Source organism: Brachyspira pilosicoli P43/6/78 (assembly GCF_000325665.1).
GTDB lineage: Bacteria > Spirochaetota > Brachyspiria > Brachyspirales > Brachyspiraceae > Brachyspira > Brachyspira pilosicoli.
This window is the reverse complement of sequence record NC_019908.1, coordinates 1,956,688-1,967,700: the sequence shown is the minus strand read 5'-3', so window position 1 is coordinate 1,967,700 and position 11,013 is coordinate 1,956,688. Positions and strand designations below refer to the sequence as shown.

At 26.6% G+C, this 11,013-nt stretch carries 11 protein-coding genes; 3 read left to right on the top strand and 8 right to left on the bottom strand.

Annotated elements, in window-relative coordinates; genetic code table 11:
* Positions 1-74: 74 nt before the first annotated feature.
* From dgt to pnuC, 4 genes are all read right to left on the bottom strand, one after another.
* A complete protein-coding gene (dgt, locus tag BPP43_RS08790) occupies positions 75-1,145 on the bottom strand; it encodes a dGTP triphosphohydrolase (RefSeq protein ID WP_015274747.1) in 1,071 nt (356 codons plus the stop codon).
* A complete protein-coding gene (locus BPP43_RS11505) occupies positions 1,117-1,473 on the bottom strand; it encodes an HD domain-containing protein (RefSeq protein WP_015274746.1) in 357 nt (118 codons plus the stop codon). Before BPP43_RS11505 ends, dgt begins: the two co-directional genes overlap by 29 nt.
* 164 nt (positions 1,474-1,637) lie before the next feature.
* On the bottom strand, positions 1,638-2,651 hold the full coding sequence (locus BPP43_RS08785) for an AAA family ATPase (RefSeq protein ID WP_015274745.1): 1,014 nt from the start codon (positions 2,649-2,651) through the stop codon (positions 1,638-1,640).
* 20 nt (positions 2,652-2,671) lie between these two features.
* On the bottom strand, positions 2,672-3,370 hold the full coding sequence (pnuC, locus tag BPP43_RS08780) for a nicotinamide riboside transporter PnuC (RefSeq protein WP_041752832.1): 699 nt from the start codon (positions 3,368-3,370) through the stop codon (positions 2,672-2,674).
* Positions 3,371-3,546: 176 nt separating this feature from the next.
* Between pnuC and BPP43_RS08775 the strand changes: the two genes are divergently transcribed.
* The 3 genes from BPP43_RS08775 (at position 3,547) to BPP43_RS08765 (ending at position 5,974) form a co-directional block, all read left to right on the top strand.
* Complete coding sequence (locus BPP43_RS08775) at positions 3,547-4,296, top strand: SDR family oxidoreductase (RefSeq protein WP_015274743.1); 750 nt, start codon at positions 3,547-3,549, stop codon at positions 4,294-4,296.
* A gap of 426 nt (positions 4,297-4,722) precedes the next feature.
* The gene (locus tag BPP43_RS08770) at positions 4,723-5,661 is read left to right on the top strand and encodes a UDP-glucuronic acid decarboxylase family protein (protein ID WP_015274742.1); all 939 of its coding nucleotides are present in this window, start codon (positions 4,723-4,725) and stop codon (positions 5,659-5,661) included.
* A gap of 70 nt (positions 5,662-5,731) precedes the next feature.
* Positions 5,732-5,974 (top strand): (2Fe-2S)-binding protein, encoded by a 243-nt coding sequence (locus BPP43_RS08765; protein WP_013244092.1) that lies wholly within the window; start codon positions 5,732-5,734, stop codon positions 5,972-5,974.
* On the opposite strand, the gene BPP43_RS08760 is transcribed toward BPP43_RS08765, so the two are convergent.
* From BPP43_RS08760 to BPP43_RS08745, 4 genes are all read right to left on the bottom strand, one after another.
* Complete coding sequence (locus BPP43_RS08760) at positions 5,971-7,161, bottom strand: MFS transporter (RefSeq protein ID WP_015274741.1); 1,191 nt, start codon at positions 7,159-7,161, stop codon at positions 5,971-5,973. The genes BPP43_RS08765 and BPP43_RS08760 overlap by 4 nt on opposite strands.
* Before the next feature lie 169 nt (positions 7,162-7,330).
* Positions 7,331-8,779 (bottom strand): Asp-tRNA(Asn)/Glu-tRNA(Gln) amidotransferase subunit GatA, encoded by a 1,449-nt coding sequence (gatA, locus tag BPP43_RS08755; RefSeq protein ID WP_015274740.1) that lies wholly within the window; start codon positions 8,777-8,779, stop codon positions 7,331-7,333.
* Between the two features lie 126 nt (positions 8,780-8,905).
* Positions 8,906-9,796 (bottom strand): hypothetical protein, encoded by an 891-nt coding sequence (locus BPP43_RS08750; protein ID WP_015274739.1) that lies wholly within the window; start codon positions 9,794-9,796, stop codon positions 8,906-8,908.
* A gap of 122 nt (positions 9,797-9,918) precedes the next feature.
* Positions 9,919-10,911: an N-acetylneuraminate synthase family protein gene (locus BPP43_RS08745; protein ID WP_015274738.1), complete on the bottom strand. Its 993-nt coding sequence runs from the start codon at positions 10,909-10,911 to the stop codon at positions 9,919-9,921.
* Between the last annotated feature and the right edge of the window lie 102 nt (positions 10,912-11,013).

Below are 11,013 nucleotides of genomic sequence, written 5' to 3'. Positions count from 1 at the left end.
CTCATTATTATATGGAGTTTTTATAATAGTAGATTATATATGCAATGCTTATTATATCAATAGTTTTTATGTAATTAATAAATATCTATTGAATTAAGTTTTCTATATAGATTTATACAATAACTATCTGTCATACCTGATATATAATCAGTTATTAAAAGAAATGAATAATAATAAATTTCTTCTTTAAAATCTGAAAAACCTTTATTATCCATAATATCTTTTAATTTTGTTTCATATAATTTTTTATAGCTTTTTGATATTAATTTATATGAATTATTTTGTATATCTATTTTATTTTCACTATATTTTAGTTTAATAAATACACATTTGGCAAATTCTTCTTTTGAAAATTCATTTAAAAATAAAGTTGTTAAAAATGTTAATGCTTTACCACCTGATATTTCAGTCTGTATTATTCTATGATCTGATAATATTAGTTTATCTAGTATATTTTTTAATTTTTCTCTTAGATTTTTACTTTCAGACTCTAACAATAATTCATATTTATAATTTCCATTCATAATATCATTATAATGTTTCATGAATTCTTGTACAACATCCTCTATCATTTTTTCTTGTATATTAACTCTCAAATAAATTATGGCGTTTTCTTCTATATAGCTTTCTTTAATGGATTTATTTATTTTTTCCAATCTATCTTTCCCTATATCATCTTTTATTTCATTTAATATATCTGTTATTGTAAATATTCCTTTTTTAACGCCATCCTCTATATCACCTATTGAATAAGCTATATCATCTGCTGCCTCTAATAAAAATGCCAAAGGATGTCTATATATATTATTATTACTATCTAGCAATCCCGTTTCTGTCAGAACTTTTTTAGCAAATTCTTCTTCTGATTTAAAATAGCCAAATTTTTTATAACGAATATCTTGATCACTTTTATTTGTTTTTTTATTTCCAGTACAAGAATTAACAGGATATTTCATAGAAGTAGCAAGAGTAGAATATGTTAAATTTAAACCATGTGTATCTTTTATTGATTCTAAAAAACTTACTATTCTGAAAGTTTGAGGATTTCCATCAAAATTAATAAAATCATTTTGTTTATCCTCTGATATTATATTTTTATTTTTTTCAAAAAATTTTTTAAAATGTATTCTGTATTGCTCTTTCACCTGCATGGCCAAATGGTGTATTTCCTAAATCATGCATTAAGCCAGCTGATGCTAATATAGTTGGTATTGATTCATATGACAATTCATTATTATCTTGAGATTTTATAAAATCTTTTACTCTAAGTCCTATTAACTTAGCTATAGAAGAAACTTCCAATGAATGAGTTAATCTTGTCCTTACAAAATCATTTACCTCTAATGGAAAAACTTGTGCTTTATCTTGAAGCCTCCTAAATGGAGGAGTAAATATTATTTTGCTGTAATCATCTTCAAAATAGAATATTATATCATCTTTTTTATCTTTACTTTCTTTTGTATTTATTTTCATTTAAAAGCTTTTCCCATTTTAATTTCATAATAATATCCTATTTTTATCTTTTATAAAGAATACTTGAAAATAAAAAAATAAAAACAATATATAGTTCATAAAAACTATATATTGTTTTTATTTTCTAATTTTATATCAATAAGTTTATAAATAGATTTTTATTATTAAAAGTTTTTTTGTAAAAGACTATCAACAATAGAAACAGCTTTTTTAAATCTTTTTTGATAATCTCCGCTTATAGAATGATATTTTATATTCATATTATTAAGTATATCTTTTATTTTACCGCTATATTTTATTCTGTCATTTTTTATAACTTCGCTTCTGTCTCCGTCCTGAACAAAATCAACATCAGGCTCTAAAAATAATATAGCATCATATTTGTTTATATGTATAATTGCCTTTGCAAGTCTTTCATTATCAATAATATTTTCATCTTCCAAAAAATGCATATAAAAGTTTGTAATTATTGCATCAGTATCTACAAATAATATTTTATTGCTATGCTCTATTGCTTTTATTTCATTTAATTTATGAGTAAGAAGTATCTCTGTAAAATCTTCTGAAAGCATAAGCAAATCAGTTCCAGACTTTTCTGATAATTCTCTTCCTGCTTCTTCTATATAATTGGTATTATAATAATTTGCTAAATTAATTGTGAGAGTTGATTTTCCTGTGCTTTCACTTCCTAAAAGTAAAACCTTTTTTGTATAATAAGGCTTTACTATATTAGGCAAATAATCCCAATACTTATAAACATTCTCTCTAATTTTTGAAGAACTTATTTCATCTCTCTCTATAAATATTAACTCTGAATCTTTATAATGTCTTGTATAAAAAGAATCTTTATTTTTATAATCATCTCCGCAAAATACTGCGTCAATTTTTTCTCCTATAGCATTTTTTATTTTTACAGAATCCTCTTCCCATAAATCTTCAGTATATTCTTCTTTTGTGTTTGCATTATCTTCTATAAATATAATCTTCACATTTCCAATATGCTTTGTTAATTGATAAAGCCAACGGTATCTTACTTTTTTATCAATTTCATTTCTATTATTTCCCACAGCTAAAACAATATAAAGTTTTTTACATTGATTAGCAGCTTCTATTATGCATCTTACATGACCAAGATGAAGAGGATTAAAAGAACCGCCGTACATTCCTACATTATACATAAAGCCTCCGAATTATTTTTTTAGTTTATCTGCTGATTTTTATTATTTGACTCTCTATACCACTTAATAAACATAAATACCGCATTAACTAAATAAACACTCCACATAAGCAAAGTAGCTATATTATCTCCCCCGCTTGCAAAATTAATATACCATATAGAAATATTTAAAATGTTTACAAGTATCCACATTATCCATTGTTCAGTACATCTCTTTACGCATAGTATTTGTGCAGTTATGGCAAACACTGTACTTGCACTATCTACAAAAGGAAGAGAACCTCCTAATTTTTTTAATATAAATCCATAAATAAATATTGATATAAAAGATAAAGCAAATATTATAATTTTGTATTTATTATTTAATTTTGTTTTTATTACCTCTTGATTTTCACTATTCATATTTCTGCTCCATAATATAAAACCCACTATATTCATAGGTATATAATAAAATACATTGAGCATAAACTCTCCATAGTATTTTGCATTAAAAGCTATAATAGAATAAAGAATAGTATTAATCATTCCAAATAAATATGAAGATAATTTTCCTTTACCTGTGAGAATCACGCATAATATACCGCTTATTGATGACACTATACCAATAATATTTTCTTTCCAATATATAGAAAGTGATAATATTATACTGCATGCTATTATAATCCATATCACTTCTATAGATTTCCAATTTTGAAGTTCGTTTTTAATAATTCTTTTCATATGAGTTATTTAAAAAATAGATTTTGCTTATTATATTATTATTCTATACAAAATCAATATAAATTATTTTGTTAACAAATAAAATGAATTTTTTATTTTTATAAAAATAGATTTGAAAATATTAGATATTTAATTATATTATATAAATAAATATTAACAATTAGGAAGTTTATAAAATGAAAAATAAAGTTTGCGTTATAACAGGTGCTGCTAACGGAATAGGAAAAGAAATAGCATTGCATTTTGCTAAAAATAATTGCGATATAGCTTTTATTGATAAAGACAAAGAAAATGGTTTAAAACTAATAGAAGAAATAAAAAATATTAAAAAAGAATGTCTATTTATTAATGATAATATAGACAATGAAAAATCTGTTAATAATTTTACAAATGAAATAATAAAAAAATTTGGCAATGTTGACTATTTAATTAATAATGCCTGCTATTCAAATAATGGATTATTAAGTAATTGCAGTTATGATGACTTTTTAGAGATTTTTAAAGTATCAGTTGCATCCGCTTATCAAATAACAAAAAACTTAATGAATAATTTTAATAAAAATGCATGCATAATAAATATAGCTTCCACAAGGGCTTTTATGTCTCAAAAAGACAGTGAAAGCTACAGTGCCTCAAAAGGTGCTATTATATCTCTTACACATTCTATGGCTATAAGCTTATCTCATAAAGTACGTGTAAACTCAATCAGCCCAGGTTGGATAAATACTTCTAATGATTCTAACTTTAGCAAAGAGGATATACTTCAGCATCCATCTGCTAAAATAGGCGATGTGTCAGATATAGCTACTACAGCTTGGTTTATTTGCAATAACAACTTTATAAATGCTCAAAATATTACAGTAGATGGCGGAATGACAAAGCTAATGATATATCATAATGATGAAAATTGGACTCTAAGTATTTAATAACTTAAAAAAAATTTATTTACACTCCCCACCATCTAGGCTTTTTATATTTTCTGTTATTTTTAAATTATTTTTTATTTTTGTTTAACACTCTAATTTTAGCACCCACCCTAGCTTTTTTAAAATTTAAAATCTACTCAACGCACGGTAAGGAAAATAAAAAATATAAATTATATTGAAATTAAAATTTAAATAATTTACCGTGCGTTAAAAAAATTGTTTATATAATAAATACTTGGGCGGGTGTGCTTTTTTAATTAAGCATAATAAAAAATAAAGCAATATAATATTTTAATTAATACAAAAAGCTTAATTGGGCGGGATTTAATATAAAGCAAATAAATATTGTAAACTTATAAAATATATTGAAAAATACAAAAATATTATGTATTATATATAAAAATTTTCTTTAAGGAATAAAAATCTATGAAAAGAATAATTGTAACGGGCGGAGCTGGTTTTTTAGGTTCTCATCTATGCGAAAGATTATTAAAAGAAGGAAATTATGTAATATCTGTTGATAATTTTTATACAGCATCTAAAGAAAACATTAAACATTTATTAGACAACAAAAACTTTGAAAGTGTGAGACATGATATAACAGAACCAATACATATAGAATGCGATGAAATATACAATTTTGCTTGCCCTGCTTCTCCAATACATTATCAAAAAAACCCTGTTGCAACTTTTAAAACTAATGTACTTGGTATAATAAATATGCTTGATTTAGCTAGAGATTGTAATGCTAGAATACTTCAAGCTTCTACAAGCGAAGTTTATGGAGACCCATTAGAACATCCTCAAAAAGAAACTTACTGGGGACATGTAAATCCAGACGGAGTGAGAAGCTGCTATGATGAAGGTAAAAGAAGTGCTGAAACTTTAATGATGGATTATCATAGACAATATAATACTGATATAAAAATCATAAGAATATTTAATACATACGGACCTAGAATGAATGAAAATGACGGAAGAGTTGTTTCAAACTTTATTATACAGGCTCTGCAAAATATTGATATAACTGTTTATGGAGACGGAAGTCAGACTAGAAGTTTTTGTTACTGCGATGATTTAATTGACGGTGCTGTAAGAATGATGAATAGTGAAAACTTTATTGGTCCTGTTAATCTAGGAAATCCTCATGAAATGACTGTTTTAGAATTCGCTAAAAAAATAATAGAAATGACTAATTCAAAATCAAAAATAATTTTTAAAGAACTTCCTAAAGATGACCCTGTAAAAAGACAGCCTGATATTAGTTTGGCTAAAGAAAAACTAAATTGGCAGCCGAATTATAAGTTGGAAGAAGGTTTGAAGAAAACAATAGAATATTTTGATAACTATTTAAGAAATAAATAATTACACATATATTCTTGAATTTTCTCATAAAAATGTTAAAATAAAAAAAAATGTTTTTGGATAAACTATTATGGATTTAAATATAGAAGACTTAAAGTGTCAAACATCTATAAATTATGATAAAATGCTTTGCAATTGCAAAAATGTATCATATAGACAAGCATATTCCGCAATAGCAGCAGATAAACTCACAACTGTAGAAAGTGTATCTGAAAAAACTCAAGCAGGTACAGGCTGCGGCGGATGCAAAGAAAAAATAGAGCATTTAATAGAATATGCTAAAAAAAATGAATATGCTCCATTAAACTTTTAAGCTTTATATTTTTTATCTGCTTCTTCTATTAATCTGTCAAATTTTTCTTTTATGATGGTAGTTCTCTTTCTCTGCCACATTAAATATATAGCTATACTATAACATATTAAAGATATTATCATCATAAATAAAAAAGCTATAAAATATGAGAAATTTGAAGCTAAATATCCAACTATAAAAGGTATCACCAAAGCAGCAACACCCGTCAAAGCTTCATTAACAGCCACATTAGCACTGTCTCTCTCCTGGTCAGCCAAAGCATAATAAAGACCAAAGAAATATCCAAATCCGCTCACAAAACCTAAAAATACAAATGATACAAAAAATACCCAAAAATTATTTGAAATTAAAAGTAAAGTTAAAGCAATAGGAGTAAGCAAACCAACAACGGTAAATACCCTCTTTCTTTCTAATATTCTAAAATAGAATGCAGAAAAAAGTGCCCCCAAAGACATAACCCCAGATAATACACCAACTAAAAATGTAGCACTGCTTTTTTGAAGCCCAACTTCTTTTATGCCATAATCCAAAAACATAAACCTTAATGTATGAAGCACTAAAGCACCGACAAATATTATAAGCCAGCCTATATAAACTTTATATCTTGGAGCTCTCATAAAAGGCTCTTCCCATTTATGTCTTTTAGGCTTGAAATGTAAATGTCTTGATAAATAAAATAATATAAACATCAAAACACTCATAGCTATTACAATAAAAAATCCAATATCAGAACTAAAATTATAAACAAAACCTGTAACTATAGGTCCAACAGATAATCCTAAAGTCCAAGAAAATATAAAAAGCCCGCTGCTTATCCTCACAGGCAAATCTTTTGATACGCTGTCAAGCAATGATTGAAAACATACAAAAAATATAGTTGTGTTTGAACCATATAAAAATGAATATAAAAGAGATAACTCATTATTTAAATATATTACGCAAAGTATACTCAATAATGCCTGAATACAAGATTGTATATATAATAATTTAGGATATATTCTCTTTGGTATTTTAAACTTAGAAAAAGTACTAGCAGAAACCATCATACCCATACCATAAAATACTGCTAAAAGAGAAATAAAAAAAGCACTAGCACCCATTTCTGATGAATTAATAACTAAAACTGTTGAAAATATACTGGAACATAAATAAACCAAAAAAGGCATTGAATAAACCAATAATATCATTTTATTTTCCCTCAACAAAATAATATAATAATATATAAATTATTTTTAAAAAAGATATAGCAAATCAATATTTTTATTTAATAATATGAAAAAATTTATTAATATAAAAATAAAGAGCTTAAACTATTAATAATAGTAAAAGCCCTTTATATTTTTATTAAAACTATAATTATTTGTAATTTATTTCATGAGCATAAGCCATTTTAAACATAGAAGCCTCATCAAACTGCTTAGCTATAAACTGTATACCTATAGGCATATTGTTTTTATCAACTCCGCAAGGCACGCTCATAGCAGGAAGACCTACCAAGTTAATATTAGAAGCATAACTATCGGCTAAGAATCCTAAAGCACTGTCTGTTTGGTCTCTTGTACCTAAAAGACCTGCAGTTATAGGAGAAGTTGGAGATATTATGATATCAACATTTTTGAATGCATTATCAAAGTCCATTTGCATTAGTTTTCTCACTTTTAGAGCATGCTGATAATGGCTGTAGAAGAATTTTTTACCAGTCATTAAAGTACCAAATAATATTCTAGCTCTAGTTTCAAAAGCAAGACCAGCACTTCTTGAAGCATAATAATATTCATCTAAATTAAAATCGCCTTTAGGGTGATAACCATATCTTATACCGTCATACCTTCCCATATTAGAAGCAACCTCAACCGCCATAACAGCAGTATAAACCCTAGAACCATATTTAGCATTAGGCAAAGATATATCTACTATCTCAGCACCCTGAGACTTAAGATTATCTATGGCCTTCATTACATTTTCTCTCACTTCATTATTTAATAAATCAGTTTCATAATACTCTTTAGCAAGTCCAATTTTCATGCCCTTAACATTTCCATCTAAAAGAGAATTATAATCAGGCACAGGTATGTTTAAAGTAGTAGATTCTTTAGGGTCAAAACCAGCAATAATTTTAGTCATCAAAGCAGCATCTTTAACATCTTTCGCAAGAGGACCAACTTGATCTAAACTGCTAGCCATAGCCACACATCCAAGTCTAGGAACTCTTCCATAAGTAGGCTTAACACCAACTATACCGCAGAAAGAAGCAGGCTGTCTGATAGAACCGCCAGTATCACTTCCCAATGCACCAAAAGCAAAGTTAGCAGAAACAGCAGCAGCAGAACCGCCTGAAGAACCTCCAGGAACATGTGCTCTATTAACAGGGTTTCTAGTTATTCCATAATTAGAAGTTTCTGTAGTACCGCCCATAGCAAACTCGTCCATATTAGTTCTTCCAATTATAATAGCACCATTGTCTATTAATCTCTGAACTGTAGGAGCTGTATATGGAGCTTTGTAACCTTCAAGCATTTTTGAAGAAGCTGTCATTAAATGGTCTTTATAACATAAATTGTCTTTAATAGCTAAAGGAACTCCAAGAAGAGGCAAATCTTCACCTTTGTTAATTCTCTCTTGTGCTTTTTTTGCTTGCTCTATTGCCTCATCTTTAAAAATTTCTAAATAAGCATATATTTTATCTTCTCTTTTATCATCTTCTTCTATTTTCTTTATAATAGATTCTGTTAAACTAACAGCGTCTATTTCTTTATTTTTTAATTTCTCTCTAATTTGAATTATGCTCAATTCATTTAAATCCATTGTAGGAAACCTCTTAAATAAATAATAAATTTTAAGTTTCATTATATCATATATATATTTTTTTGCAAAAAAAAAGAGAGACTAAAATATAGCCTCTCTTTATTATATTTATACAACTTAATTTTATTACTGATTATTTTCAGCAGTTGTTTGATTATTGTTTTTATCTTTATTTAATTTTTTTACCTCAGGTGGTATTCCAACTGGTACATCAGCTATATCATTTACATCTTCATAAATTTTATTTTGGAATCTATAATAAATAGGTCTCATTCTATAGTTATCAACATAAGAAGCAACGAAGTTAATATTTTTCATAGCGTATTTAGCATAGAATACAGATAAAGAAGTATCAGCCTGTCCATTAATATAGTTTCCATAATACATAGAAGCAAAATCATCTAAAGTTCTTACAAGACTATTATCAAATCCGCCGTATTTTGTTATGAAACCATTTAAAGTTCTATTGAATAAACCTGAAGACATAACATATCCAGGATTTGCATATTCATTATCAGGATTTCTTTGCTTATATTGTTCTAAAGCACCGTCGCCTTGATAACGAGAACTTACAGCAAATAATTTATCATTATGGAAGAAGAATTTATAAACCCATTTAGTATTTTTTCCTGCTAAAGTACTATCTTCTGATAAATTTTCAGCAGTTATAGTCATACATTTAAACTCATCATCTAATGTATAATTAAAATATAAAAGATTTAAATCTCTCTTAAATAAATCAGACATCTCATTAGTAGTAAATTTTATATTAACCCATTTTAAAGTTTGAGGATTATACCAAGCTAAATCTGGATCAGGATATGAAGATATATAAAAAGTACCACTTACAGCCTGTCCTTCTGTTGTTATAAAACTATTAGACATAAGTATTTCATTTACTTCATCAGGAGATACACCATAAGGAACGATATTATTAAACATATAAGGTATAGTTTCATAAGCATGAAGGGCAATACTCATGGATATAAACAAAGATATTGCTAGCAATTTTTTCATTTTTTCATTCTCCAAATTTTTATTATTATAACTTTGTTTTATTATACTATATTGAAGAATTAAATCAAATAGATTATGTTTACTTTAATACTATTTTTAAATAAAATAAATTTTATTAATTGCTATTTTTTTAAATCGCTAGTACTCAATGCTGTAAAAGATTTTTTATCAAGTTTTAACTTTTTTCCAACAACTTTATCATAATCTTTTGCAGATATACCAACACATGGTCTTAAAGTTATTAAATCTTTTTCTGTTATCACTTCATTTTTAAGCATGCTATGATTAAGATATATACCCCTCTTAGCATAAACAAGCTCTTTTTTCTCTTGCTTGCTCATTTTCTTTTCATTTTTTAAAGCATCGTTTCCGCCAAGCATTTTATTAGTATCTTTTAATTTGGAAATCATTTCTTTCATAGAATTAGTATCTAAACTTATTATATGGTCGCCCGATTTTTTTTCTGGAGTTATTGTAAAATGCTTTTCTATGATTTTAGCACCAAGAGTATATGCTATAATAGGTGCATCTATGCCTATAGTATGGTCAGAATATCCTATAATATTTTTTTTGAAAAGTTTATTCATAACAACTATTCTATTTAATCTTGCATTCTCTAAAGGTGTAGGATACTCAACAGAACAATGAAGTAAAGCTACCTCATTATTTTTCAAAATATTTAAAGCATTTTTTATATCTTTATTTGTAGCCAAACCAGTAGATAGTATCACAGGTTTTTTAGTAGAAGCAACTTTTCTCAAAAGAGGAATATTATCTATGTCACAAGAAGCTATTTTGTATATAGGAACATATTTATCCATATCATCAACAGCCTCAACAGAAAATGGAGTGCTCATTAAAATAATTTTATTTTTGTTAGCTTCTTTATATAGAGTTTCATACCACTCTTTTTTTAATACTATATCATCAACATTATCTAATGCATTTTCTGGTATTTTAAGTATTTTAGTATATTCTTTATGTGCAAATAGAGTTTTTGAAGTAAAGCTTTGAAACTTCACAGCATTAGCCCCGGCTTTAGAAGCTTCTCTAATTAATTGAACAGCATCATCTATAGAGCCTTCATGATTAGAACCCGATTCTGCGATTAACAAAAAAGTTATTTTTTTTAATTAAGTCTTTTAATTTAAGATTTGCCATAATGTTATCCCAAGAAGATATTAAAAATATATAGAATCATTATCGAAAAGAAAAAT

Bases quoted from the DNA above. Each gene is read 5' to 3' on its own strand.
- BPP43_RS08770 (WP_015274742.1), top strand. From the start codon at position 4,723: ATGAAAAGAATAATTGTAACGGGCGGAGCTGGTTTTTTAGGTTCTCAT.
- gatA (WP_015274740.1), bottom strand. From the start codon at position 8,779: ATGGATTTAAATGAATTGAGCATAATTCAAATTAGAGAGAAATTAAAA.
- BPP43_RS08775 (WP_015274743.1), top strand. From the start codon at position 3,547: ATGAAAAATAAAGTTTGCGTTATAACAGGTGCTGCTAACGGAATAGGA.
- BPP43_RS08750 (WP_015274739.1), bottom strand. From the start codon at position 9,796: ATGAAAAAATTGCTAGCAATATCTTTGTTTATATCCATGAGTATTGCC.
- BPP43_RS08785 (WP_015274745.1), bottom strand. From the start codon at position 2,651: ATGTATAATGTAGGAATGTACGGCGGTTCTTTTAATCCTCTTCATCTT.
- BPP43_RS08765 (WP_013244092.1), top strand. From the start codon at position 5,732: ATGGATTTAAATATAGAAGACTTAAAGTGTCAAACATCTATAAATTAT.
- pnuC (WP_041752832.1), bottom strand. From the start codon at position 3,370: ATGAAAAGAATTATTAAAAACGAACTTCAAAATTGGAAATCTATAGAA.
- BPP43_RS08760 (WP_015274741.1), bottom strand. From the start codon at position 7,161: ATGATATTATTGGTTTATTCAATGCCTTTTTTGGTTTATTTATGTTCC.
- BPP43_RS11505 (WP_015274746.1), bottom strand. From the start codon at position 1,473: ATGAAAATAAATACAAAAGAAAGTAAAGATAAAAAAGATGATATAATA.